Source organism: Actinoplanes sp. M2I2, assembly GCF_023544445.1.
Lineage (GTDB): Bacteria > Actinomycetota > Actinomycetes > Mycobacteriales > Micromonosporaceae > Actinoplanes.
The window spans coordinates 486,777-510,722 of the sequence record NZ_JALPVJ010000002.1 but is presented as its reverse complement, the minus strand read 5'-3'; the positions used below and the strand labels follow the sequence as shown (position 1 = coordinate 510,722).

Here is a 23,946-nt window from a genome sequence, read left to right as displayed (position 1 = left end):
TGATGGCTCAAGCACCGGACGGACCCGCGGCCGCCGATCTCGAGCAGTTCGGCTACCGGCAGGAGCTCAGCCGTTCGCTGAGCTTCACCGACCTGCTGATCTACGGGCTCATCTTCATGGTGCCGATCGCCCCGTTCGGGATCTTCGGCAGCGTCTACAGCGGCTCCGGCGGCATGGTCGCGCTCGCGTACGTGATCGGCATGGTCGCCATGATGTTCACCGCGCTGTCGTACGCGCAGATGGTGCGGGCCTTCCCGATGGCGGGGTCGGTCTACAGCTACGCCGGGCGCGGCATCGCCCCGCCGGTCGGGTTCCTGGCCGGCTGGGTGATCCTGCTCGACTACGTCCTCGTCCCGGGCCTGCTCTATCTGGTGGCCAGTGTGGCCATGCACTCGCTGGTGCCGGCCGTGCCGGTCTGGCTGTGGCTGGTCGCCTTCGTCCTGCTCAACACGGCGGTCAACTACCTCGGCATCCGGATGACCGCGCGGGTCAACCGGATCATGCTGGTCGCCGAGGCCGTCATTCTGGCGATTTTCCTGGTCGTCGGCGTCGTGGCGCTGGCCGGCGGCAAGGGCGAGGGCTTCTCGTGGAGCCCGCTGTACAACGCGGACACCTTCTCCTGGTCGGTGGTCTTCGGCGCGGTGTCCATCGCCGTGCTGTCGTTCCTCGGCTTCGACGGCATCTCGATGCTGGCCGAGGAGAGCCGCGAGGAGGCCCGCCAGATCGGGCGGGCCATGGTCGGCGCGCTGCTGCTGGCCGGCTCGCTGTTCGTGGTCCAGACCTGGGTGGCCGCGCTGCTGGTGCCGGACGCGCCCGGGCTGCTGGCCGAGGGCGACCCGGAGGGCACGGCGTTCTACGACGCGGCCCGGGCGGCCGGCGGTGGATGGCTGGCCAGTCTGACCGCGCTGGCCACGGCCATCGCCTGGGGCTTCGCCAATTCGCTGGTCGCCCAGGCGGCCACCAGCCGGCTGCTCTACGCGATGGCCCGCGACCGGCAGATGCCGCGGTTCCTGAGCCGCGTCAACGAGCGGCACCGGGTGCCGGCCAACGCGACCCTGCTGGTCGCGGCCGTCTCGCTGGTGCTGGGGCTGTACATGGCGAGCCGGGACGACGGCATCTCGCTGCTCTCGACCCTGGTCAACTTCGGCGCGATGACCGCTTTCCTGGCGTTGCACGTCGCCGTGGTGGTCCACTACGTCGTACGGGGACGCAGCCGGGACTGGTGGCGGCACCTCGTCGTACCGGTGATCGGCTTTGCGATCCTGTTGTATGTGGTCATCAACGCGGACATCGCCGCGCAGACGCTCGGCTTCGCCTGGCTCGGCGTCGGCGTGATCGTGCTCGTCGCCTTCTATGTCACGGGACGGCGCCCGTCGCTCGCGGGCCTGTCGGAGCAGGAGAACTCATGACCGAGGTCGTCAGCTACCGCCCCTCGCCGGAGGAGCTGTCCTACACCTTCGGCGGGCGGGAGCCGGTACGCCGGGTCGAGCCGGGCACGATCCTCGAACTCTACACCGAGGACTGCTTCGGCGGCCGCGTCCGCGACGTCGGCGACCTGCCCTCGGTGGTGTGCGAGTTCCCCTATCTCAACCCGGTCACCGGGCCCGTGCACGTCGAGGGGGCCGAGCCCGGCGACACCCTGGCGGTGCACTTCGTCGAGATCGTGCCGGCCCGCGACTGGGCCGTCTCGTCGACGTTCCCGCACTTCGGCGCGCTGACCGGCACCCACACCACGGCCATGTTGCACGCACCCCTCGACGAGCTGGTGTGGCGGTACGACGTGGACGTCGCCGCCGGAGTCGTGCGCTACCACGCCCGGCGCTCCGACTTCAGCGTCGAGCTCCCCCTCGATCCCATGCACGGTACGGCGGGAGTCGCCCCGGCCGCCTTCGAGAGCCGCATGACCATCGTGCCGGACGCGCACGGCGGCAACCTGGACACGCCGGAGCTGCGGGCGGGCGTGACGGCGTACTTCGGCGTGAACGTGCCGGGCGCGCTGTTCGCGCTGGGCGACGGGCACTGCCGCCAGGGCGACGGCGAGGTCTGCGGTACGGGCGTCGAGGCGGCCATGAACACGGTGGTCATCCTCGACGTGATCAAGGGAGTCCCGACGCCGACGCCGCGCTTCGAGACCGACACCGCCCTGATGTCGGCCGGCTCGGCCCGCCCGCTCGAGGACGCGTACCGGATGAGCCAGCACGACCTGGTCACCTGGGCCGCCGGCCTCACCGGGCTCGACCTGCTCGACGCGTACCAGCTGATCAGCCAGGCCGGCGAGGCCCCCGTCGGCAACGTCTGCGACCCGAACTACACGATGCTGGCCAAGGTGGCCAAGAGGTTCCTCAACGGCGCCGACGCCTACGAGGGCCGCCACGGCCGGCTCCGCGCCGCGGCCCAGGACTACCTGTCCACCAGGTGATCGGCCGGCGGTCCCTGTTGAACGACGGCGTCCAGGCCCGCGAGCCCCGCTTCGGCGCACTCGTCGTCGTGCTGAGGCGGTCCACCACTGACCGCGACGGCACCGAGGACCGCCCCTGCCCGCCGAATCAGCATCGAGCCGGCACCGATGAGTATCGGTCTCCTCGAGCTGCGTTCGATCTGGCCGAAGAAGGCCGGCCACCCCTCCTGCATCCGGCGCAGTTCTGCCCCCTCACGACGGAACAGAGCCACGCCGGCCGCTTTGTGCTCGGCGATCTCGGTCGACAACGGCGGCGCGCCGTCCATCCGGCCGAGTGCCTGCAAGTGGCCGCCCTCGTCTACGACCGCGACGGAGACCTGTGCACCAAGCTCCTTCGCCCGGCGATGGGCTCGGCCGATCAACGCTTGCGCTTCCTCATGGGTGACGGGCACAGATCTCCTTAAGGTGGTCAGCTGTCCATGTATGGACAACCGTAGGCCCAAGCTCCTCTGAGGGCAATGCGGAGACGCTGGGAGAATGCGAACCATGGACAGCGCCCCACGGACAAAACCCGCCGGCCCACGCCGCCCGAACGCCCGCGGGCAGGGTGACCAACTGCAAGCAGAGATCGTCTCTGCGGCCGTTCGCATGCTGGACGAGTCGGGCGCCGACGAGACGCTGTCGTTGCGCGCGGTCGCGCGCGCCCTGTCCATCTCGCCGACCTCGATCTATCTCTATTTTCCGGATCGCGAAGCCCTCGTGCTGGCTGTCATGCAACGCTGCCACGACGACATGCTCGCGGCCGTTCACCAGGCAGAGGCAAAGCACGACGGTGAGGCCACCCGGCTGCTCGCACGCATGCTCGCGCAGGCGACGTGGGCTCAGCACCATCCCGGCCTTTTCAAGGTGATGCACGAAAGCAAGGTGAACCGGCACCCCGGCATGCCGTTCAAAGAGGCGATGCTGCGCCGGACTGCCGACGCCGTTCAAGCCGCCATGGACGCTGGGGCCGCACCGGCCGGCGATGCGGTCGCGGTCGCCCTCGACCTTCGTGCCGCCATCACCGGCATGCTGTCACTACGTATCAATGAGCCTGATCTACCGTGGCCGTCCCTGATCGAGCAGACCAGCCGGCTTCTCAACAAGATCGTCGGGTTCGTGCCGCCCGTCGCTGTGTGACCACGCAGTAGGAACAGGGATGGCAACGCGCAACGGCGGTCGTTCGTGAGGGCTCACCCAGGGTACGCGGAACTGCGATGACATCGGCGGATGACCGTCGCGGTACGGTGCGGTGGTGGGTGATCGCGTCAAGAGCAGGCAGCACCCCCCGAAGAAGAGCGGTCACCGGTTCCACGGAGACCCGGATCGTTTCCCCTTACTGGCCGAGTTCATCGGCGAGCGCTTCGGCAACTCGGTCGAGTACGTCGCCGACGTGGCCGGCGGTCAGGGGATGCTGGCGCGGGAGCTGCGCAAGCGTTTCAACTACCAGGTCGAGGTCGTCGATCCGCGGGGATGGACGCTGAAGGGTGTCGAGTCACGCGCCGTCCCCTACCTGGCCGAGGACGCCACCTACTACGATCTCGTCGTCGGACTTCACCCCGACCAGGCGTTGCGCGAGGTCGTGCACTCAGCGCTGGGCCGGGCAACCGTCCTCGTCCCCTGCTGCAACTTCTGGCGGGACGAACGACTGGGGCGGGATGCCCTGGCCGAGTCGATCGCGGAGTGGTTCCAGCAGCACCACGTTCGCTTCGAGAGAGTCGAGTTCCCTTTCCGAGGGCCGCAGAATCTCGGCTTCGTGACAGCACCCCCAAATGCCGTTTGAGCAGTCCCGCACCTCACACGGTCGGGACCGTGCCGCCGTCGATGACGTACTCGGCGCCCACGATGGCCGAGGCGCGGTCCGACACCAGGAACCCGACCAGGTCGGCGATCTCATCGGGCTGGGCGAACCGCCCCAGGGGAACCCCGCCGAGGGAGTCGTGGATCGTCTGCTTGGCGGCCTCGCGGGTGAGCCCGTTGCCCTCGGCGATCCGGTCCACGAACCGCTCGTAGGCCTCGGTCTCGATGCCGCCGGGGCTGATCGCGTTGACCCGCACGCCGCGCGGTGCGAGCTCGTTGGCCAGGCCCTTGCTGTACGTGCGCAGCGCCGCCTTCGCCGCCGCGTACGCCAGCGACGCGTCGTACTGCGGTAGTTCCCGCTGGATCGAGGTGAAGTGCAGCACCACACCCGACCCGGCCCCGGCCATCGCCGCCAGGAGGGCCCGGTCGAGCCGCACCGCACCCAGGAAGTTCAGGTTCAGTTCGGTCAGCCACTGCTCTTCGGTGATGACCGCGAACCCACCGGACGGCGTCGAGGCGCCCCCGACGACGTGTACGAGGATGTCGAGCGCGCCGACAGCCTGGGCGATGCGGTCGGCCACGAGCTGGGCGCCCTCGACGGTCGACGTGTCTGCCTCGATGAACCGGTCGGGGCGGTCGTACCCGGCGGGCATCGTCCGGGCCGTGGTCCACACGTCGGCGCCCATCTCCCGCAGGCGGGTGACGACGGCCTTGCCCGAACCCTTCGACCCGCCCGTGACGAGCGCGTGGCGGCCGTCGAGGCGGTCACGTTCCTTGCTGGACATTCTTCCTCTTCCTTCTGACGGTTCGGTGGTGTACTCGAACTCGGCGCCGGCGTCGCGCAGGAACGCGTGCACCTCATCGCGGCGCCGGTGGGTGTCATGTCGTCACCGTGCGGCCTCGCGGGGCCGGAGGGTCAAGCGCTGGACCCTCCCCCTGGGGGAGCCTGCACCCTGAGGAGGTGCTGACGATCGGGGAGTTCTCGCGTTTGACCCACCTGAGCGTGCGGACCCTGCGCCGCTACCACGAGGGGGAGCTGCTCGAGCCGGCCGTCGTGGACGGGACGACCGGCTACCGCTACTACTCCGTCGAGCAGATTCCGACTGCGCAGGTCATCAACCGGCTCCGCGAGCTCGACGTCCCCTTGAGCGACGTGCAGCAGATCCTGCGGACGCCGGACCCCGGCGTCCGGTCGACGCTGGTCGCGGGTCACCTGCGGCGCTTGGAGGCCGAGCTGGATCGCACCCGGGCCGCGGTCACCGCGCTGCGCCGCCTCCTGCAGCCCGATCCTGCGCCGATCGAGGTCGAGCTGCGCGCCGAGCCCGCCCGCGAGGTCGCGGCGGTCGAGGCCGTGATCGGCCACGCCGACGTCGAGGCGTGGTTCGCCGGCGCGATGGCCGAGCTGGAAGCGGCCGTGGGCGCAGGGGTGACCGGCCCGCCGGGAGGTACCTACGAGAACGCCCTGTTCGAGGAGGGCCGCGGTCGGGTGCTGGTCTACCTGCCGACCTCAGCTCCGCCCCGCACCGGACGGGTGCACGCTGTGACTCTGCCCGCCGCGGAACTGGCGGTGACCACCCACTCCGGCGAGCACGAGGGCGCGGACGTCACCTACGGCAAGCTCGGTGCGTGGGTCGTGGACAACGCGATGTCGGTGGCTGGGCCCGTGCGGGAGGTCTACCGCGTGGGGCCCCGGGATGTGAGCGACCCGGGCGCCTGGCGCACCGAGATCGGGTGGCCGGTGTTCCGCGTGGCATGAAGTCTTGCGGGCGGTGGACCGCTCTCCTGGCCGACGTCGTGCTCGAGGTCGGCTGGTTGCCGGCGGCGGGGTCTCGCGGTGCTGCTGGTCTCCGCTGGGCCGTGCGGGAGCTGGTTCGGGGAGTCGACGAGCGCGTCGGAAGGGCTGGGCGCAGTGTCAGGAGTTCTTATCGGGTGGTGGCAGCGGCCTCGATGGCACACTTTCCGCATGGACGCACCGGAGTCGCAGGAGGCACTTCGCTGGCTCGCTGAGCGGGGCGTCATACCTGTGGAGACCGGCCGGTGGCGACAAGGCGACGTGGAGCAGACCACCAGCGAGCTGGCTCACGAGTGGGCGGCCGAGGCCCTGACCGACGACCGGCTGACCCCGGAAGAAAGGCTCCGAATCGGCTTCGGCCTTCTTGATTTACTGGACGAATATTGGGTCACCCGCGAGCTGGGCTGGTTCGTCGCCGAACACGATGATCCGGCACTGGTCGAAGCATTCTGGGCGGCGTGCCGGCAGCGGTTGGAGGCCGTCGACCCGTGTGAGCCGTTGTCGTACTCATTGTGGGTGGATTGGTTCGAAGACCGAGGTACGGCGGAATCTGCCTTCTCAGCGGTATTGGGCCACGACATTCGCGCGCTGAGGGCGGGCTCGGACCTGAGCGCTCTGACCGCCGGCCGGATACACCGTCGAAGCGTCCGCATCTTGGAGTGCTCGGGTCCGGTTCCCTGGGCCTCCAAGAGCGACGTCTACGAAGTCGTCGCGGCTGTGCCCGAGTTGTGGCCTGCCTTGTTCAAGGGGCTGCTGTCCAGCTACCACGACCTTTATGGCGATCTCGAACCGACGGCAGCTCTCGCGTTGCTGGATCGCCTGCAGCTGCCGCCCGATACCGAGCATCTGGCGACGCTGCGCGCGGTTCTGCAGACCGGCGCGCGTAACCACTATCACGACCCCGCCGTGTGGAAGGCTCTGTCCAACTCGTAGACATCGCCCGGCGCACTACTTCCCGTCCTTTCCCACCGGAAGGGGAAGGAACGCCGCCACGAGGAGCAGGGCTCCACCAACAATTCGGAGCGCCATTTCCGCTCCGCCGCGGTTCTCCGGGTGAATCAAAGGGAACAGGACGACAATACTGAGACAAACGAAACAGATAGTGGTGTAAATCCTGATTCTCGCCGTGGGATCGGCCCCGTTCCCACCGGTCACCATTCAGTAAGACCTTCCCAGCAGCATTGTGGAGACGACGGTAAAAGCGACGCCCAAGCACACTGACCTTGAGGACAGCCCTTCACCCGATCCCCTTTCCTCGTCGAGAGGACTGATCGATCAAGGGCTGCCCTCATGGTCAGCCGAGGATTCACGGCCGCCGGTTGAGACCCGGTTCAGGCGCCGATCGAGGGCAGCAGCCTCTCCAGGCCCGTCCAGATGCGGGTCGAGTTGTGGGAGTGCCAGGCCGCGCCGGACCAGTAGGTGTGGTTGCGGCCCTGCAGGGCGTTGAGCCGGCGGTAGAAGCCGCCCGCGATGTCGCGCGGGCCGACGTGCAGCTCGAACGGGGTGTGACTCTTGTAGACGGCGAAGCCCTCGAAGCGGACGGGATAGGTGCCGGACCGGGCGACCCGCTCGATGCCCGCCCTGATCTCGCGGCGCACGACCGCGTCGGGCAGCGGGGACGGGCTGCCGTACTTGACGTTGTAGAGCCCCGGCACGGCGGTCGGCGCCACCGAATAGATGCCCGGCAGCGGCGGCAGCTGGTAGGGCGTCCCGGCCGCCACGTTGTCGAGGCCGACGCCGGCCGGCAGCCCGGAGAGCCGCACGACCGAGGTGTAGTAGGCGCCGCTCACGAACGTGCCGAACACCGACCGCTCGGTGCTGTCGAGGTCGACGGCGCCCAGGGTGCGGACCAGCGGCGGGATCGTCACCAGCAGCTTCTTCGCCTCGATGACCTGGGGGCCGCCGGGGCCGGTGACCCAGACCCGTACGCCGGAGCGGGAGCGCTCGATCCGCAGCGCGCGCGTGCTCAGCAGCACGTCCTCGCCCAGCTTGGCGGTCGCGCGCTCGTAGATCAGGCTGTTGTCGCGGGCCGCCGTGGTCAGGAAGCTGCCGTTCAGGATGTTGCGGGTCACGCCGAGGCCGAACGTGTTGATCGCGTAGAGCGCGGGCAGGCCGAGCACGTCGCCGATCCCCTGGCCGTAGTTGAAGACCAGCGGGGCGACCGAGCCGAAGTCGTGCTTGGCCACGAAGTCGGCGAACGGGGCGACCAGCTCGGCCGGCACCGGGTCGGGCAGGTCGAAGAAGGTGTCGATCGGCCCGAAGCGGCTGATCTCCTGGAAGTACGCGGGCAGCGCGACCGGTGGCGCCGGGGTGTAGTCGACCGGGCGGCCGGTACGGAAGTCCACGTACGCCGTCGTGCCGCCGCCACCCCCGCCGTCGGCGATCCGAGCCAGGCCGACATCGAACCGGCCGAAGTAGTCGCGGACCACCGGCTCGTCCTCGAACACGACGACGCCGATGTCGATGGTGCTGCCGGTGGCCGGATCGTGGTAGGTCTCGGTGTGCCCGCCCAGCCGGTCGAGCGCCTCGACCACGACCACGCTCCGGCCGAGGTCGCCGAGGCGGACAGCCGCGTACGTCCCGGCCGAGCCGCCGCCAAGGACGCACACATCACGCCGGATCACCCGGGGCTTGCTCGCACCGGACAGCAGTGGAGCGGCCGCCGCGGCACCCATTACCGAAAGCATCTGCTTACGTGTCAGGCCCATGACCGGCACCATATGCGATTTGATCAATTGATGGGGGGCCTGCGCAGGACTACGGCCCGATGATCCGCAGAGCTAGGACCATCGGGCCGTGATCGGTATCGGTCGGTCAGCGGCCGCGGCGCTCCGTGGCGTCCGCGCCGTCGAACTCGATCTGCTCCTTGCGGACCTCGCCGCTGACGGTCTCCTCGTCGGTGACGGTCTCCTTGTCGAGCCGCACCCGCTCGACCGGCACAGCCTCGGTCTCGACGACCGGCCGCTCGGCGTGCAGGGTGACCTCGTGCTCCTCCTCGGAGATCTCCGGCCCGTCCAGCGCCTGACCGACGTTGGCGTCGGTGATGGGCTCGCGCCGCAGGGTCGCCTCCTCGCGGGTGACGGGCACGCTGACCTGCTGCTGCTCGGTGACGACGTACTTGCGGAGCCGGGCCTTGCCGGCCTGCTCGGTGCGGGTGCCGGCGACGAGCCGCTCCTCCGACCGGGTCATCGCGTCGTCGGTGTTCGGTCCGGACGTGTCGCCCCGGTCGTCGTCGCGGAAGGTGCCGCGGCCGGACGTGTCGCCCCGGTCCCCGTCACGGACGGTGCCGCCAGAGGTGCGGCTGACGTCGATGCCGTCGGCGGTGTCGCGGATCGTCTGACGGCCGGAGCTGTCGCCGGACGTCACCTTGCCGCCGGTGGAGGACAGGCCGTAGTAGGTGTAGAGCTCGTCCTCCTGGGCCGGGCTCAGGTCGCCGTCCACGTCGATCCGCGGCGCGTCCTTGACCTGCGCCTTGCTGTACTGCACCTCGACGCGGTCACCGTTGAGGGCGGCGTCCTGCAGCGGTACGAACGACTCCTTCGTACCGAACAGACCGGTCTTGACCGAGACCCACTCCGGGTCGCCGCTCTCATTGTCCAGATAGACCTGACCGACGGATCCGATCTTGTCGCCACCGGTGGTGTAGACGTCGGTGCCGAAGACCCGCTGAATGTCGTTCTGGGAAATCATGGTGATCCTTTCGTGGGGAGTCCGCCCGGCGCGATGCCGGGCCGAGGAGATGAGGTGAATGGGCGCGTCCGGAATGGATCAGTGGCCGAGGCCGGCCTTGTCGACCTTGCGATGGAAACGCATTCCGGCCAGGCCACCGAGAATGGCGCCGATCAGAGCGGCAACCACAGCGATGACGAGCGCGATGATCGCGCCGGTGGTCACGTCGCCGCCGCCGACCGGGAGCCGGGGAAACCCGCCGACCCGGTCCAGGACGTCGAACTTGTCACCGGCCACGGCGACGGCCCCGGCGACCAGGGCCGCGATGACGATGGCCCACACCCACACGGCAATGCCCTGCTTGACGCCGTCGAAACGAGCCATCCGGCCCGCGACGTAACCGCCGCAGTAATAGGCGACGAGCAGCACGACGAGCAGGAGGATGCCGCCGAGCACAGTCATCGTGCCGGCCTCGGAACCGGCCCGCTCGCGCACCTCGGTGAGGCCGGTGCCGGTCGAGACGCCGACCGCGGCGCCGCCGGCCACCAGCAGGGAGGTCAGGATCACCGCGGTGCCGGTCGCGGTGAGCCAGCCGAAGAAGGCCGACCCCCATTTGATGCCGCCGTAGCGGCTCTTCTCCCGCGCGACCACGGATTGGCGATCGGGGGTCCCGACGGCGCGGGAGCCCGCACCGTCGTGATCATTCTGACGGTTCTCAGTGGTCGGTGTGTCGTTTCCGGGACGCCAGACGTGGGCGCCTGTGGAGGACGACGATTCGGGAGGCGACGTCATGGATACTCCGATAAAGATCGGGCCACCGGCCGCCACCGGAACACTTTTCCGGCGGCCACGCGACGCGGCTACGACCTCACTGGTGCCCGACCGTTTACGTGGTAAACACGAGCCCGGTAAATATCCCTGGGCACCCCGATCGGCTTACCGGAGATCGACCGCCCGGGGCGGCGGCAGCAGCAACGTCACCCGGTCGAGCAGCGCCTCGAGGGCCTCCTCGAAATCCTGCGCCGCGCCATCGCGGGCCAGGTGGGGCTCCATCCGGCGAAGGATGGGGTAGGCGCTCAGATCACCGGTCGGGACCGCGTCGAGCCCGGCCTCGACGCCGCGCGCCGACACTTCGAGGAGCAGATGCCCCAGCAGGAAGCTGCTGAACGCCCGGTATGCCGCGGCGGCGGCCTCGTCGCTGAATCCGGCCGACGTCATGACCGTGAGCATCGACTCGATCCAGCGGAGGCTGCGCAGCGGCGGCCGGATCCACGGCGCGGCCGGTGGGCGGGTCGCCACCAGCGGGAAGACCTCCGGATGGGCCAGGGCGATGCGGCGCAGCCCGTGAGCCAGGCGCCGCAGATAGTCGGCCCAGCCGGCGCGGGCCTCCAGGTGCACGTCCGGGTCGCCGAAAAGCTCGTCGACGACGGTCTCCACCACCCCGTCGAGGAGCGCCTCCCGGCCGGGCACGTATCGGTACAGGGCCATGCCCTCGACGTCGAGATAGGCGCCGAGGCGGCGCATCGTCAGCTCGCGCAGCCCGTTCTCGTCGATGAACCGCACCGCCGCGCCGAGGATGCGCGGCTGGTCGAGCCCCGTGCGACCCGGACCGGGCCCGGCGACCGGGGTGACGGCTGTCGTGCCGCCGGCGCCCGGGGTGTCGTGGTCCTTCATCGCCGCTCCGGTCCCGCCGTCGGTCCACCGTGGATACTCACGATTCTGGCACGGTCGACCGTCGAGCCGCGAAGACAGGTGCGTCACAGAAGAGGCTGCCGCCCGACGAGGCCGCCGACCTCGGTGCGGGACGAGACGCCGAGCTTGCGCAGGATGTTGGAGACGTGGACGGCGGCGGTCTTCGGCGAGATGTAGAGCCGCCGGGCCAGTTCCGTGTTGGTCAGGCCGTCGCTGATCAGGACGGCCACCTCCCGTTCGCGAGGAGTGAGCGAGGCCGGTCCGCTGACCGCCTCCCCCGCACCGGCCGCGGTCAGACCGAGCTGGTCGCTGACCTGGCCGAGCTGGGTCACCCGCCACCCACGCCAGCGGGCCAGCAGCGTCGCCGCCGCCTCGACGTGGGTGGCCGCCTCCGTACGGTTGTCGGCCGAAAGCAGGCAGCGGGCGGCGCCGACGCGTACGGTGCCCCGGGTCGCCGGGCCCAGCACGTGGGCCTCGACGATGGACGCGTAACCGGCCAGGGCCTCGGCCGGGTGACCGCGCGCCTCCGCGAGCTGGGCCTCGACGAGCGTCCGATAGGCGTGCCAGACGTCGCCGTCGAGCAGCACGGCGGCCAGCCGCTCGAGCCGGGGCCCGGGCAGGCCGAGCTCCAGCGCGGCCGAGATCAGGTCGTGGGCCTGTTCGCCGCTGCGCCACGGCTCGCCGGCCAGGGCGGGCAGGAGCGCGTCCAGCGCCTCCTCGGCGCGGGGCAGATCGCGACGGCGGCAGGCCAGATGGAACGAGAGGCCGGGAATCGCGGTCGGCAGGTTGTCGGGCAGCACGGCCAGGTCGGCGATGATCTGCTCGACCCGGTCGAGCTCGCCGGCCTCCAGACAGAGCCCGGCCAGGAACACCCCGTGGTAGTCGGCCCAGCGGCCCCGGCGCCGATAGCCGCGGTCCTGCTCGCGGCCCTGCTCGAGCGCGCCGATGGCGGCGTCGAGGTCGCCGGCCCGCAGCAGGAGCCGGGCCCGGCCCTGGAAGTAGGTGGCCACCGCCAGCGACTCGAAGCCGGCTCGCTCGGCGTCGATCCGCATCCGCTCGAGGGTCTCGGCGTGCTCGGCCGGCGAGGTGGGCGGCTCGTCGAGCACCAGGATGTTGAGGGCGCGGGCGGCGAGCACCCACTCCCCCGCCTTCTCGGCCTCGTCGACCAGGCCGGACAGGATCGCCCGGCCCTCCGCGGCGGTCTGCCGGCGCTCGGTGAGCACCGAGCCCTTCTCCATCAGCGCGGCCAGGCGCACGGCGGGCAGGTCGAACTCGGCGGCCGCCGCGAGCGCGCGCTCGGACCACACCAGCGCGGCGTCGTAGTCGTCCTGCAGGTTGGCCGACTGGGCGATGGCCGTCATCGCGCGGGCCTGACCGTCGCCCGGCGGGAGCTGGGCGACCAGGGTCTCGATGTCGTGCGTCAGGGCCCGCATGCTCGCGAACTCGCGCGACTCCCAGGCCAGCCGGACCAGCAGGTAGAGCGACTCGGCGCGGTCGGTCGGGGCGACGGCGAGCTCCCGCCAGTGCCGGGCGTACCGCAGCGCGTCGTCCAGCAGGCCAGCCAGCCACGCCGCCCGGGCCGCCGCCCCCAGCAGCTCGACGTCGTCGGAGACCTCGTCGAGACCCATCTCGGCCAGCTGCAGGGCCTGGTAGGCCGAGCCGATGGAGAGATACAGCGCCGCCCCGCCGCGGGCCGCGGCGACCAGATCGTCGTAGCGGCCGGCGCCCCGGGCGTGATGGGCCACCATGGCCGGGTCGGACGCGCCGCCGCCGAGCAGCACGTCCAGCGCCGCCTCGTGCAGCCGCCGGCGCTGGCGGCCGAGCATCTGACCGGCGATCGCCTCGCGGACCAGCGCGTGCCGGAAGGCGAACTCGTCCTCCCCCGACTCGACCAGCACCCCCCGGGTGACCAGGTCGCGCAGCACGGCGATGAGCTCGTCCTCGCCTGCGCCGGCCACACCGGCCAGCAGATCGAACGGGATGCGGTGGCCGAGCACGGAGGCCGCCTCGACGATCCGGTGGCTGACCGGGTCGAGGTCGTCGACCTGGCGGCGCAGGACGTCGGCCAGGCTCCACGGCAGCGGCTGGTCGACCAGCGCCTCGAGATCGTGGCCGGGCAGCGCGCGCAGCAGCTCCTCGAGGAAGAACGGGTTGCCGCCGGTGCGGTGGTGCAGGGCCGTCGCGGCCCGCAGCGGCGCCGGGGTGCCGGTCACCGAGGCCAGGAACGCGGCGGTCTGCGACGGGGTGAAGCGGTCCAGGCGGACGTGGGTGACGGCGTGCCGGCGCTCCAGCCGGGCCAGCAGGGCGGCCGCCGGCTGCCGGTGGGTCACCTCGTCCGGCCGGTATGTGCCGATGAGCAGCCGCGGGCCACGCTGGTCGGCGATCCGCTCGAACAGCGCCGCGCTCTCCGAGTCGGCCCAGTGCAGGTCCTCGAAGACGAGGATCGCGGGCGCGTCGCCGATCAGTCCGGCCAGCACGGCCAGACCCGAGTGCAGGCGCTCGACCGGGCTGCGACTCGCGTCGGCCAGGGCCGCCAGCTGTTCCTCGTCGACCCCGGGCCGGCCGTCGACGGCGTCCAGGAGCACCTCGTACGGCCGGGACAGCGAGCCGGGCTCGGCCTGGCCGACCAGGACCACGGTCTCGGCCGGCACGGTGGCCAGCAGCTCGCGCACCAGCCGGGTCTTGCCGATGCCGGGCTCCCCCGCGATGATCGCGACCGCCGGTTCCCGCGCCGAAGCGAGCCGCGCCAACCGGCGCAGCTCGCTCTCGCGGCCGATCATCACCGGGCCGGCACCGCCACGGATCGTTCGCACGACGCCAGGTTACCGGTGGGCTCCTTCGCTTTGAGCGCTCGGCGGGCCCGGCGGGCCACCCGGGCGCCGGCGAGCAGGTGGGCCCGCTCCGACTCGGCCACCAGCTCGCGGTGCCGGTCGTTGGCCAGGCTCAGCATCAGGTCGGGGTGCATCAACATGACTTGCTCCTTCGTCAGCCGGTGATAGATCCATCCTCGGCCGGTCAGGCAGCTGCCACATCGGAAGCACTGACCTATCTTCGCAGGTCAGGACGGTTTAGACGGTACGTGCGGGCGGTCTAGGTATACCTAGGACACCACGGCCGTCCAGGCTGCGGTGGCCGGCCTGAGCGCTCAGCGCCAGAGGAAGTCGGCCATCACCTCGGTGGTGGCGATGTCCCGGTTGGTCGGCCCGGCCAGCCGGGGCCCGGGGTGCGGCCCCGGGATGGTGTGGCCGCCGCCGCGCAGGGTGTAGAGCCGGACCGGCGCGTGCCCGTCCTCGCGGTAGTCGGTGCGGCTGACCGAGGCGGACACCTCGGCCGTCGTGGGCGGCGCGGTGATGCCGTTGCGCTCCGCGAAATAGGCGGCGGTGCCGGGGGCGGAGAGCATGTCGCCGCCGACCTGGAAGACGAAGCGGGCCCAGGCCGCCATCTCGCCACCCTCGTACGGAACGATCCGGTCGCTCGTGCCGTGCAGGAGCAGCACCGGCCGGGGCACGACCGGGCGCCCGGGCACGAGGAGGTTCGAGGGCGCGGGTTGCTGGGCCGCGATGATCGTCGCCCCGGCCACGAGATCGGGGCGCTCGTGCAGCAGCCGGACCACCAGGCCACCGCCGTTGGAGTAGCCGGCCGCATAGACCGGACGCCCGCCCGCGTGCCGCCCGGCCACCGCCTCGGCGAAGGCCACGTCGTCGACGCCCGCCCGGCGGGCCGGGAAGCGGCTGGCCGTGCGCGCGTCGTTCCAGTTGCCCCGGTAGCCGTCGAGGTAGGCGACCGCCGTGCCGGGGATCGCATCGAACGCGCCGCCGGTGACGGCCCGGAACTTGGCCCCGTTCTGCTTGGAGCCGTGGAAGACCAGCAGCAGGCGGTCGTGCCCGCCGTCGGGCTCGATCAGGGTGTAGGTGCGGGTCCGCCCCGCCGCGTCGATCTCCATGCCGAATCCTCCCCGGATAACGTATCCACTTCAGCCTAGCAGCAGGCGGATGGGTTATCCGGTTATGCTGGTCACCGTGACCCGCAGAGACGCCGCCCGCAACTGGCAGCACATCGTCGACACCGGCCGCGCTTTTCTGGCGGCGGACCGTCCGCTGCGGCTCAACGAGGTCGCCCGGGAGGCGTCGATCGGCGTCGCCACGGTCTACCGCCACTTCCCCACCCCCGAGGCGCTGCTCGAGACGCTGGCCCGGCCGAGCCTGGAGGACCTGACCGTACGGGCCGAGGCCGCTCTCCACGACGATGACGCCTGGGCCGCGTTCACCGGTTTCCTGACCGCCGGCATCGACGCCCAACTGGCCGACGCGGCCGTTCAGCCGGTCTTCGCCGCCGCCACGCACGAGCTCCCGGAGACCGGCGAGCTGGTGACCCGCCTGGACGCCCTGGCCGCCGGACTGCTCGACCGGGTACGGACGGCGGGCCTGATCCGTCCGGGCCTCGAGCAGGCCGACGTGGTGCGCCTGATGTGTGGCGTGGTCTTCGCGGCCACGGTGCACGCCACACCGGCCGAACGCCCGGCCCTCACCCGCCGCTACCTGGACGTCATGCTCGACGGACTGCGCAAGTCCTAAAGGTGTTAGGCTTAATCCTAACAACCTTAGGAGGGGCCATGACCCGGGTGGGACTGACCGCCGAACGCCTGACCCTGGCCGGCGCCGAGCTGGCCGACGAGCTGGGCTTCGAGCACGTGACGCCCTCGGCCGTCGCGCGGCGCTTCGGGGTCCAGGTGGCCAGCCTCTACTCGCACGTCCGCAACGCCGACGACCTGCGCACCCGGGTCGCCCTGCTGGCCCTGGAAGAGATGGCCGACCGGGGCGCCGCCGCCCTGGCCGGCCGGGCGGGCCGGGACGCGCTGGTCGCGCTGGGCACCACCTACCGCGACTACGCCCGGGAGCATCCGGGCCGCTACACCGCCGCGCAGATGCGGTTCGATCACGAGACGGCCCTGGCCGGCGCCGGGCCCCGGCACGCGGCCATGATGCGGGCCATCCTGCGCGGCTACCAGCTGACCGAGCCCGACCAGACCCATGCGGTACGGCTGATCGGCAGCGTCTTCCACGGCTACATCACCCAGGAGCTCGGCGGCAGCTTCGACCACAGCCGACCCGGCCCGCAGCAGTCCTGGGAGCGCATCCTCGACGCGCTCGACGCCCTGCTGCGCCACTGGCCCCACGAAGGACAAAAATGATCACCACGCCCATCACCGCCGACCTGATCCGCGGCGCCGTCGAGCTCGAGCCGACCGCCCACGGGCTGCTGCCGCACCGCCTGCCGGCGTGGGCCCGCGCCCAGTGCCCCGACCCGCAGCTGCTGACGGTCGAGGCCCAGCCGTCCGGCGTACGGGTGGTGTTCCGCACCCGGGCCTCGGTCGTCGAACTCGTCACCGTGCCGACCAAGCTCGTCTACCGCGGCGCCCCGCCCCGGCCGCAGGGCGTCTACGACCTGTACGCCGACGGTGTCCTGGCCGGTCAGCAGAGCGTGACCGGCGGCACCACCGTCACCATCGACCTCGCCACCGGAGCGACCGAGGCCCGCCCCGGAGAGCCCGGCCGCGCGCGCTTCGCCGGGCTCTCGGGCGACCTCAAGACCGTCGAGATCTGGTTGCCCCACAACGAGAAGACCGAACTGGTCGAGCTGCGGACGGACGAGCCGGTCGAGCCCGCGCCGGCCCCCGGCAGGCCGCTGTGGCTGCACCACGGCAGCTCCATCAGCCACGGCTCGGACGCGGCGAGCCCGAGCACGACCTGGCCCGCCGTCGCGGCGGCGCGCGGCCGGGTCGAGCTGACCAACCTCGGCCTGGGCGGCAGCGCCCTGCTCGACCCGTTCACCGCGCGGACCATGCGGGACCTCCCGGCCGACCTGATCAGCGTCAAGATCGGCATCAACGTGGTCAACGCCGACCTGATGCGGCTGCGCGCCTTCGGCCCGGCCGTGCACGGCTTCCTCGACACCCTGCGCGAGGGCCACCCGGAGACGCCGCTGCTGGTCGTCTCGCCGATCCTCTGCCCGATCCACGAGGACACCCCCGGCCCCGGCGCCTTCGACCTGGCCGCCCTGCGCGAGGGCCGGGTCAGCTTCGTCGCCACCGGCGATCCGGCCGAGCGGGCCGCGGGCAAGCTGACGCTCACCGTCATCCGCGACGAGCTGGCCCGCATAGTCGCCCAGCGCGCGAAGACCGACCCGCACCTGTCCTATCTCGACGGACGAGAGTTGTACGGTGAGGCCGACTTCGCGACGCTGCCGCTGCCGGATCAGCTGCATCCGGACGCCGCCACGCACCGGATGATGGGCGAACGCTTCGCCGAGCGGGTGTTCGGTCAGCTCGGGAGCGTGACCAGCTGAGGAGCCCGGCGCTGGGTCGTGGTGCCGTCGCCCAGCTGCGCGTTGTCGTTGTTGCCCCAGCACCACAGGCCGCCGTCCGTACGGAGACCGCAGTTGTGGTAGCCGGCCGCGGTGTCGGCCGTCCACGTGGTCGCCGTGCCGATCCGGGTCGGGGTCCAGCGGTGGGTGGTGGTGCCGTCGGCCAGCTGACCGGAGGCGTTGTTGCCCCAGCACCACAGGCTGCCGTCGGTCCGGGTCGCGCAGGCCGTGTCGAAGCTCGCGCTGACGCCCGTCCACGAGCTGACACTGCCGACCTGGACCGGCGCGGCCTGGTAAATGCCGCTGACGCCCAGTTGCCCGTAGCCGTTCTCGCCCCAGCACCACAGGGTGCCGTCGGTGCGGGTGGCACAGGTGAACAGATAGCCGGCCGTCACGTCGGACCAGGTTGTCGCGGCGCCGACCTGGGTCGGGGTGGTCTTGTAGCCGAGGGCGCCGGTGCCGAGCTGACCGGTCGAGCTGTCGCCCCAGCACCACAGGGTGCCGTCGGTGCGCGAGGCGCAGGTGTGCGCGAAGCCGGCCGTGACGCTCGCCCAGGTGGTCGCCGTGCCGACCTGGATCGGGCTGGTCGCGGTGTAGACGGCGGCGCCGTCGCCCAGCTGCCCGAAGCGGTTGAAGCCCCAGCACCACAGGGTTCCCTCGGTACGGACGGCGCACGTGTGGCTGTCCCCGGCGCTCACACTGGCCCACGTGGTCGCGCTGCCGACCTGCACCGGGGCGGTGCGCCGGGCGGTGCTGCCGTCGCCGAGCTGGCCGCGGGTGTTGCTGCCCCAGCACCACAGCGTTCCGTCCGTACGGACGCCGCAGTTGTAGCTCGTGCCGCCGTCGACCCGGGCCCAGGACGTGGCCTCGCCGACGCGGACCGGGGCGGTGCGGCTGGTCGTGGTGCCGTCGCCGAGCTGGCCGCTCGCGTTGCCACCCCAGCACCACAGGGCGCCTCCGGTACGGACGGCACAGGTGTGCGAGTAACCGGTGGCCACGGCGGCGGGGGCCGGAGCGGCGGACGCGGGCGCGGCGAGGGCGCCGACGGCGGCTATCACCGCGCCGATCATGATCAGTACGGCTCGGAACTGCTTCATGTGCTGACTCCTCCTAGGACGAACATCCATGCCTGACACTTCAGCCGCGACCGCACTGCTCACCGCCACCGCCGTCCATCTCGGCTTCCAGGCGACCGTGACCGCGCTCGTCTATCCGGCGCTGGCCCGCGTGCCCGCGGAGCAGTGGACGGCCGCCCACCGCGCCCATTCCCGGGCCATCACGCCGGTGGTCGCCGTCGTCTACGGATCCCTGCTGGTGGCCTGCGGGTGGGCGCTGTGGTCGGATCCGAGCGTCTGGACGTGGGTGGCGGTGGCCGCGACCGCCGTGGCGATGGCGGTGACGGCGTTCGCGGCCGCTCCCGCGCACGGCCGGCTCGGGCACGGCCACGACGCCGACCGCATCCGCCGGCTGCTGCGAGCCGACCGCGTACGCGCGCTCGCGGCGGCGGTCGCGCTGGTCGCCGCGCTCATCCGGTAGCGCACCTTCATTCCGTAGCGCACCTTCATTCCGTGGCGCGCCCTCACTCCGTAGCGCGCCTTCATTCCGTAGCGCGCCTTCATTCCGTGGCGCACCTTCATTCCGTGGCGCACCTTCATTCCGTGGCGCGCCTTCATTCCGTGGCGCACGCGGAGCCGTTGAGGCTGAACGACCCGGGCCGGGGGTTGGCGCCGGGGTGCGAGCCGTTGAAGCCGAAGCTGACCGTCGCGCCCGGCGCCAGCGAGGAGCTCCAGGCCTCGCCGGTGGCGGTGACCACCGAGCCGCTCTGGCTGACCCGCGCCGACCACGCCTGGGTGACCGCCTGACCACCGCCGAACGTCCAGGTCAGGGCCCAGGACGGGATCGCCGCCGGGCCGGTGTTGGTCAGCGCGACCGTGCCGGTGAAGCCCGAACCCCAGTCGCTGGTGGTGTACCGCACCCGGCACGACGCGGCCGACGGAGTCGGAGTCGGCGTGGGCGACGGGGTCGGAGTCGGCGTGGGCGCCGGGGTCGGCGTCGGCGTGGGCGCCGGGGTCGGCGTGGGCGCCGGCGGGTCGGCATAGGTCAGCCCGAAGCCGTACGGGAAGAGGGGTGTCTTGCCGTCGCCGTCGTTGATCGGTTGCTGCGCGGCCGACTGCATCCAGGTCACCGGCAGCTTCCCGGTCGGCGCGTGGTCGCCGAACAGCACGTCGGCCACCCCGGCGCCCTCACTGCCGGGCAGCCAGGCCGCGATCAGGGCGTTCCAGCCGTCGATCTCCGTGGCGATGTCGAGCGGCCGGCCGGACACCAGCACCACGATGACGGGCACGCCGGTCGCCCGCAGCCGGGACAGCGTGGCCCGGTCCGTCGCGTCCAGGGCGAGCGAGCCGGTCCGGTCGCCCTGCCCTTCGGCGTACGGTGTCTCGCCGACCACGGCGATCGCCGCGCGGTAGGTGTTGTCGATGCCGGTGCCGTCGCGGTTGTAGGTCACGGTGGCGCCGCTGCCGACGGCGGCGCGGATCCCGGTCAGGACCGACGTGCCGGGCACCGTGTTGCCGCTCGCGCCCTGCCAGCTCAGCGTCCACCCGCCGCTCTGGTTGCCGATGTCGTCGGCGCTCTTGCCGGCCACGAAAATCTTGCCGCCGCTCTTGGCCAGCGGCAGGATCCCCTTCTTGAGCAGCACCTGCGACTGGCGGACGGCCTGCCGGGCGAGCGCGCGATGCTCGGCGCCGCCGATGGTCGAAGCCGAGCCGCGGTCCGCGTACGGCTGCTCGAACAGGCCCAGCTCGAACTTCTTGGTCAGGATGCGGCGGTTGGCGTCGTCGACCCGGGCCATCGGGATCTGCCCGGCCTGCACGGCGGCGCGCAGGTAGCCCACGAACGTCTTCCAGTCGGCCGGCACCATCACCATGTCGAGCCCGGCGTTGACGGCGGTGACCACCTCGGCCTGGGTGAAGCCGCGCTGCCCGTCCAACTGGTCGACGGCGGCCCAGTCCGAGACCACGAAACCGGTGAAGCCCAGCTCGCCCTTGAGCAGATCGGTGATCAGGTAGCGGTGGCCGTGCAGCTTGGCCCCGTTGAAGCTGCTGTACGAGACCATCACCGAGCCGACGCCGCGCTCGATCGCCGCGGCGAACGGCGGCAGGTGCACGGCCCGCAGCTCGGCCTCGCTGATCGCGGTGTCGCCCTGGTCGACGCCGCCGGTGGTGCCGCCGTCCCCCACGTAGTGCTTCGCCGTCGCCAGCACCCCGTTGTCCTGCAGACCGTCCACGATGGTGGTCATGGCCGTCGCAAGCTCCGGCTTCTCCCCGTACGACTCGTAGGTGCGCCCCCACCGGTCATTGCGCGCCACGCACAGGCAGGGCGCGAACGTCCAGTCCAGCCCGGCCCCGGCGACCTCCTCGGCGGTGGCCCGGCCGATCCGCTCGATCAGCGCGGGATCGCGGGTGGCGCCCAGGCCGATGTTGTGCGGGAAGATCGTCGAGCCCGGCACGTTGTTGTTGCCGTGCACGGCGTCGACGCCGTAGAGGATCGGGATCCGCAGCGGAGTCGCGAGCGCGCCGCGCTGGTAGGTGTCGTACATGTCGGCCCACCCGGCCGGGGTGTTGGGCGACGGCGCCGAGCCGCCACCCGAGAGCACCGAGCCCACCCGGTACCCGGTGACGTCGGCGGCCGTGGTGGTCCCCCGCTCGGACTGCGTCATCTGGCCGACCTTGTCGTCGAGGCTCATCCGCCCGAGCAGGTCGGAGACGCGCGTGGCGATCGGCAGCGACGGGTCCTGATAGGGCAGCACAGCCGCGGCCGTCGCGGGCCCGACGGGCACCGTGACAGCTCCGAGGAGCACGGCCGCAGCCAGGCACCGAGACGTTTTCGACAAGCGCACAGCCGGACCCCCACGCCGTTCAGACATTGACCGTCATCGTCACATGGGAGCGCTCCCATTACAACACCGTGTCCACCGTGTGAACGTCGCCGCCGGGAGCTCTCCGAGCCGCGGATGCGGGGGTCACCGCTAGGGTTCTCGTGATCACATCTTTCCGGGGGGAGCTTGCTGATGTTTCGTATCCCCGGACGGCTCCGCGGTCGCCTGCGTCGCGAACTGCTCGAGGGCGGCCCGCCGACCGCCGCCTTCCTGCGGCCGGTCGGCCCCGAGATGCCGTCCGACGCCGAGGTCGTCCAGGTCGTCGACCTGTGCATGGGCGTCGGCGAGGTGCTGCTGTCCAGCGGCGAACCGGCCGGCGACACGGCCGAGACGATGACCCGGCTCGCCGCGGCGTGCGGGCTGCCCACCGTGGACGTCGACATCACCTTCAACTCGATCGCCATGTGCTGCCATCGCGGGATGGTGGCCGCGCCGGTCAACTCGATGCGGATCGTGAACTACCGCACGACCGACCTCACCCGGCTGGCGTCGGTCACCGACCTCGTCGAGCAGGTGACGAGCGGGCGGATGACGACGGAGGCGGCCACGACCGCGCTCACCCGGGCCACGGCGGCCCGGCACCCGTACCCCCGCTGGGTCGCCACCGTCGGCTGGGGCGGCCTGGCCGCCGCGGTCGCCCTGCTGCTCGGCGGCTCGGTGCTCATCGGCCTGACCGCGTTCGTCGTCACCGCCCTCATCGACCGCATCGGCCGCCTGCTCAACCGGTCGGGCGTCCCGTCGTTCTTCCTGCAGGTCACCGGCGGCCTGGTGGCCACCGTGGCCACGGTGGCGGTGTTCGCGACCGGCGTCCTGCCGCCGGGCACCCAACCGTCGCTGGTCATCGCCGGGTGCGTCACGGCCCTGCTCTCCGGCCTGTCGGTGATGAGCGCGACGCGCGACGCGATCTCGGGCTACTACGTCACCGCGGCCGGCCGCTCCGCCGAGATCGCGCTGCTGTCGGCCGGGCTGCTCGCCGGTGTCATCCTCGGCCTCAAACTCGGCCTGCGCTTCGGCGTCACCCTCGACCCGGCCGAACCGGTCGGCGCCGACGTCGCCCAGTTCGGGCTCTCGACGTTCGCCGCGGCCACCGCGGCGGGAATGTTCGCGCTGGCGTCCTACGCGCCGCTGCGCTCGCTGCCCGCGGCCGCGCTGACCGGTGGCATGGCCTGGGCCGTCTGCGGCTCGCTCACGCTCTTCGCCGGTTCGGGCGCGGTGACGGCCACCGGCGTCGCTGCGGTCGCCGTCGGCCTGGCGACCGGCCTGACCCGTCGCTGGGGGCGGGTGCACTCCCAGGTCATCGTGCTGTCGGGGATCATTCCGCTGCTGCCGGGGCTCACCGCGTACCGCGGCTTCTATCAGCTGGCCACCCAGCAGGTGGTCGACGGTCTGGTCACCATCACGCTGGCGCTGGCCATCGGGCTCGCCCTGGCCGCCGGCGTGGCCCTGGGCGATTTCGTCGCCCGGCCCGGTGCCCGGGCCCGCAGCCGCGCCCGGGCCCGCCGGACCTGACCCGGCCCCCCCTCAGCCCGTCCGCCGGGCCTGAGGCCCTTCAGCTCGCCCGCTGGTCGGGGGTCACGCCGTAGACCAGGCGCAGGATCGCGTCGGTCAGGGTGTCGAGCAGCTCGTCGTCGGGATAGGCGTCCGGGTCGGCGTAGGCGTCGGCGAACGTCACGCTGCGCAGGTTGACCGCCATCCGGGCCAGCAATTGAGGCTGACCCATGACGGCGAGCCCGGCCCGCACGTCGCGTTCGATGCGCCGGCTGAACGCCGAGCAGCCCGCGGCGACCAGCCGGTCGCGGATCTGCTGCACGTCGGGGCCGGGGTCCGGGTTGATGAACGCCTCGCGCAGCCAGCGACCGTCGGCCTTCCACCGGCTCAGCGCCCGGCCCAGCCCCAGCCGCAGCGCGACCCGGTCGAGCCCGTCGGAGGCCAGCCACTCGGCCATCTCCAGATCGTTCTCGCCGATCACCTGGTCGACCAGCGCGGCCAGCAGCGCCTGCTTGGACTCGAAGTAGAAGTAGAAGCCCGAGCGCGCGATGCCGGCCGCGCCGGCCAGCTCGTCGATGGTGACCTGACTGATCGGCTTCTCCCGGAAGACGACCCGGGCGGCGTCGAGCAGGGCGCGCTCGCGCTGATCGCCCTTGGTGGGTCGGCGACGGCTCCCGATGGCTGGCACGCGCCGATCGTACAACCTCGTCGTCGAGGGCAACCGTCGTCACATCTCTTATTTTCGACACGGTGTTGAGAAACGTCGGC

Annotated in this window: 23 protein-coding genes; 11 read left to right on the top strand and 12 right to left on the bottom strand. The window is 71.6% G+C overall.

What is annotated here, in order from left to right; genetic code table 11:
* Positions 1-2: 2 nt before the first annotated feature.
* Positions 3-1,409 (top strand): APC family permease, encoded by a 1,407-nt coding sequence (locus HJC40_RS06175; RefSeq protein ID WP_249998905.1) that lies wholly within the window; start codon positions 3-5, stop codon positions 1,407-1,409.
* Entirely contained in the window at positions 1,406-2,419 is a 1,014-nt protein-coding gene (locus HJC40_RS06170; protein WP_249998903.1) for an acetamidase/formamidase family protein, read from the top strand. Before HJC40_RS06175 ends, HJC40_RS06170 begins: the two co-directional genes overlap by 4 nt.
* Here the strand turns inward: HJC40_RS06170 and HJC40_RS06165 are convergent.
* Positions 2,401-2,850, bottom strand: coding sequence for a heme-binding protein (locus HJC40_RS06165; RefSeq protein WP_249998900.1), 450 nt, complete (start codon positions 2,848-2,850; stop codon positions 2,401-2,403). The genes HJC40_RS06170 and HJC40_RS06165 overlap by 19 nt on opposite strands.
* A gap of 94 nt (positions 2,851-2,944) precedes the next feature.
* Here HJC40_RS06165 and HJC40_RS06160 point away from each other — a divergent pair, with 94 nt between their 5' ends.
* Both HJC40_RS06160 and HJC40_RS06155 read left to right on the top strand, forming a co-directional pair.
* Positions 2,945-3,577 (top strand): TetR/AcrR family transcriptional regulator, encoded by a 633-nt coding sequence (locus HJC40_RS06160; RefSeq protein WP_249998898.1) that lies wholly within the window; start codon positions 2,945-2,947, stop codon positions 3,575-3,577.
* 115 nt (positions 3,578-3,692) lie between these two features.
* Entirely contained in the window at positions 3,693-4,220 is a 528-nt protein-coding gene (locus HJC40_RS06155; protein WP_249998896.1) for a hypothetical protein, read from the top strand.
* 13 nt (positions 4,221-4,233) lie between these two features.
* Here HJC40_RS06155 and HJC40_RS06150 read toward each other — a convergent pair whose 3' ends face one another.
* Positions 4,234-5,022 carry an SDR family oxidoreductase gene (locus tag HJC40_RS06150; RefSeq protein WP_249998893.1) on the bottom strand — a complete coding sequence of 263 codons (789 nt, stop codon included), beginning with the start codon at positions 5,020-5,022 and terminating at the stop codon, positions 4,234-4,236.
* A 176-nt stretch (positions 5,023-5,198) separates the two neighbouring features.
* Here HJC40_RS06150 and HJC40_RS06145 point away from each other — a divergent pair, with 176 nt between their 5' ends.
* Both HJC40_RS06145 and HJC40_RS06140 read left to right on the top strand, forming a co-directional pair.
* On the top strand, positions 5,199-5,993 hold the full coding sequence (locus HJC40_RS06145) for a MerR family transcriptional regulator (protein ID WP_249998891.1): 795 nt from the start codon (positions 5,199-5,201) through the stop codon (positions 5,991-5,993).
* A gap of 207 nt (positions 5,994-6,200) precedes the next feature.
* Positions 6,201-6,962, top strand: a complete 762-nt coding sequence (locus HJC40_RS06140; protein ID WP_249998889.1) for a hypothetical protein — start codon at positions 6,201-6,203, stop codon at positions 6,960-6,962.
* A 398-nt stretch (positions 6,963-7,360) separates the two neighbouring features.
* On the opposite strand, the gene HJC40_RS06135 is transcribed toward HJC40_RS06140, so the two are convergent.
* The 7 genes from HJC40_RS06135 to HJC40_RS06095 all read right to left on the bottom strand — a co-directional run bounded on the left by HJC40_RS06135 (position 7,361) and on the right by HJC40_RS06095 (position 15,333).
* Positions 7,361-8,737 carry an FAD-dependent oxidoreductase gene (locus HJC40_RS06135; RefSeq protein ID WP_249998887.1) on the bottom strand — a complete coding sequence of 459 codons (1,377 nt, stop codon included), beginning with the start codon at positions 8,735-8,737 and terminating at the stop codon, positions 7,361-7,363.
* 106 nt (positions 8,738-8,843) lie between these two features.
* Complete coding sequence (locus HJC40_RS06130) at positions 8,844-9,719, bottom strand: PRC and DUF2382 domain-containing protein (RefSeq protein ID WP_249998885.1); 876 nt, start codon at positions 9,717-9,719, stop codon at positions 8,844-8,846.
* 78 nt (positions 9,720-9,797) lie between these two features.
* Entirely contained in the window at positions 9,798-10,349 is a 552-nt protein-coding gene (locus HJC40_RS06125) for a hypothetical protein (protein ID WP_249998883.1), read from the bottom strand.
* 285 nt (positions 10,350-10,634) lie between these two features.
* A complete protein-coding gene (locus HJC40_RS45135; RefSeq protein ID WP_284042713.1) occupies positions 10,635-11,372 on the bottom strand; it encodes a TetR/AcrR family transcriptional regulator C-terminal domain-containing protein in 738 nt (245 codons plus the stop codon).
* 83 nt (positions 11,373-11,455) lie between these two features.
* Positions 11,456-14,203: a LuxR family transcriptional regulator gene (locus HJC40_RS06105; RefSeq protein ID WP_249998881.1), complete on the bottom strand. Its 2,748-nt coding sequence runs from the start codon at positions 14,201-14,203 to the stop codon at positions 11,456-11,458.
* Positions 14,170-14,361 (bottom strand): hypothetical protein, encoded by a 192-nt coding sequence (locus tag HJC40_RS06100; protein ID WP_249998878.1) that lies wholly within the window; start codon positions 14,359-14,361, stop codon positions 14,170-14,172. Before HJC40_RS06100 ends, HJC40_RS06105 begins: the two co-directional genes overlap by 34 nt.
* 174 nt (positions 14,362-14,535) lie before the next feature.
* On the bottom strand, positions 14,536-15,333 hold the full coding sequence (locus tag HJC40_RS06095; RefSeq protein ID WP_249998876.1) for a PHB depolymerase family esterase: 798 nt from the start codon (positions 15,331-15,333) through the stop codon (positions 14,536-14,538).
* Between the two features lie 76 nt (positions 15,334-15,409).
* Here HJC40_RS06095 and HJC40_RS06090 point away from each other — a divergent pair, with 76 nt between their 5' ends.
* Genes HJC40_RS06090 through HJC40_RS06080 form a run of 3 tightly spaced genes read left to right on the top strand, consistent with a single transcriptional unit; the run spans position 15,410 to position 17,735 of the window.
* Entirely contained in the window at positions 15,410-15,964 is a 555-nt protein-coding gene (locus HJC40_RS06090) for a TetR family transcriptional regulator (protein WP_249998874.1), read from the top strand.
* A 38-nt stretch (positions 15,965-16,002) separates the two neighbouring features.
* On the top strand, positions 16,003-16,581 hold the full coding sequence (locus tag HJC40_RS06085; protein WP_249998872.1) for a TetR/AcrR family transcriptional regulator: 579 nt from the start codon (positions 16,003-16,005) through the stop codon (positions 16,579-16,581).
* The gene (locus tag HJC40_RS06080; protein WP_249998870.1) at positions 16,578-17,735 is read left to right on the top strand and encodes a GDSL-type esterase/lipase family protein; all 1,158 of its coding nucleotides are present in this window, start codon (positions 16,578-16,580) and stop codon (positions 17,733-17,735) included. The genes HJC40_RS06085 and HJC40_RS06080 overlap by 4 nt, the downstream gene beginning before the upstream one ends.
* Here the strand turns inward: HJC40_RS06080 and HJC40_RS06075 are convergent.
* Entirely contained in the window at positions 17,711-18,850 is a 1,140-nt protein-coding gene (locus HJC40_RS06075; RefSeq protein ID WP_374271128.1) for an RCC1 domain-containing protein, read from the bottom strand. The two genes, HJC40_RS06080 and HJC40_RS06075, sit on opposite strands and share 25 nt — an antisense overlap.
* Positions 18,851-18,878: 28 nt before the next feature.
* Between HJC40_RS06075 and HJC40_RS06070 the strand changes: the two genes are divergently transcribed.
* Positions 18,879-19,289 carry a hypothetical protein gene (locus tag HJC40_RS06070; protein WP_249998868.1) on the top strand — a complete coding sequence of 137 codons (411 nt, stop codon included), beginning with the start codon at positions 18,879-18,881 and terminating at the stop codon, positions 19,287-19,289.
* A gap of 133 nt (positions 19,290-19,422) precedes the next feature.
* Here the strand turns inward: HJC40_RS06070 and HJC40_RS06065 are convergent, their stop codons facing one another.
* Positions 19,423-21,591, bottom strand: a complete 2,169-nt coding sequence (locus HJC40_RS06065; RefSeq protein WP_249998865.1) for a glycoside hydrolase family 3 N-terminal domain-containing protein — start codon at positions 21,589-21,591, stop codon at positions 19,423-19,425.
* A gap of 231 nt (positions 21,592-21,822) precedes the next feature.
* On the opposite strand from HJC40_RS06065, the gene HJC40_RS06060 reads away from it, so the two are divergent.
* Entirely contained in the window at positions 21,823-23,199 is a 1,377-nt protein-coding gene (locus HJC40_RS06060; protein WP_249998863.1) for a threonine/serine exporter ThrE family protein, read from the top strand.
* Positions 23,200-23,239: 40 nt separating this feature from the next.
* Here HJC40_RS06060 and HJC40_RS06055 read toward each other — a convergent pair whose 3' ends face one another.
* Positions 23,240-23,866 carry a TetR/AcrR family transcriptional regulator gene (locus HJC40_RS06055; protein WP_249998861.1) on the bottom strand — a complete coding sequence of 209 codons (627 nt, stop codon included), beginning with the start codon at positions 23,864-23,866 and terminating at the stop codon, positions 23,240-23,242.
* Positions 23,867-23,946 lie beyond the last annotated feature (80 nt).

Bases quoted from the DNA above. Each gene is read 5' to 3' on its own strand.
- HJC40_RS06075 (WP_374271128.1), bottom strand. From the start codon at position 18,850: ATGAAGCAGTTCCGAGCCGTACTGATCATGATCGGCGCGGTGATAGCC.
- HJC40_RS06160 (WP_249998898.1), top strand. From the start codon at position 2,945: ATGGACAGCGCCCCACGGACAAAACCCGCCGGCCCACGCCGCCCGAAC.
- HJC40_RS06175 (WP_249998905.1), top strand. From the start codon at position 3: ATGGCTCAAGCACCGGACGGACCCGCGGCCGCCGATCTCGAGCAGTTC.
- HJC40_RS06130 (WP_249998885.1), bottom strand. From the start codon at position 9,719: ATGATTTCCCAGAACGACATTCAGCGGGTCTTCGGCACCGACGTCTAC.
- HJC40_RS06095 (WP_249998876.1), bottom strand. From the start codon at position 15,333: ATGGAGATCGACGCGGCGGGGCGGACCCGCACCTACACCCTGATCGAG.
- HJC40_RS06085 (WP_249998872.1), top strand. From the start codon at position 16,003: ATGACCCGGGTGGGACTGACCGCCGAACGCCTGACCCTGGCCGGCGCC.
- HJC40_RS06170 (WP_249998903.1), top strand. From the start codon at position 1,406: ATGACCGAGGTCGTCAGCTACCGCCCCTCGCCGGAGGAGCTGTCCTAC.
- HJC40_RS06150 (WP_249998893.1), bottom strand. From the start codon at position 5,022: ATGTCCAGCAAGGAACGTGACCGCCTCGACGGCCGCCACGCGCTCGTC.
- HJC40_RS06135 (WP_249998887.1), bottom strand. From the start codon at position 8,737: ATGGGCCTGACACGTAAGCAGATGCTTTCGGTAATGGGTGCCGCGGCG.
- HJC40_RS06140 (WP_249998889.1), top strand. From the start codon at position 6,201: ATGGACGCACCGGAGTCGCAGGAGGCACTTCGCTGGCTCGCTGAGCGG.
- HJC40_RS06070 (WP_249998868.1), top strand. From the start codon at position 18,879: ATGCCTGACACTTCAGCCGCGACCGCACTGCTCACCGCCACCGCCGTC.
- HJC40_RS45135 (WP_284042713.1), bottom strand. From the start codon at position 11,372: ATGAAGGACCACGACACCCCGGGCGCCGGCGGCACGACAGCCGTCACC.
- HJC40_RS06100 (WP_249998878.1), bottom strand. From the start codon at position 14,361: ATGTTGATGCACCCCGACCTGATGCTGAGCCTGGCCAACGACCGGCAC.
- HJC40_RS06060 (WP_249998863.1), top strand. From the start codon at position 21,823: ATGTTTCGTATCCCCGGACGGCTCCGCGGTCGCCTGCGTCGCGAACTG.
- HJC40_RS06080 (WP_249998870.1), top strand. From the start codon at position 16,578: ATGATCACCACGCCCATCACCGCCGACCTGATCCGCGGCGCCGTCGAG.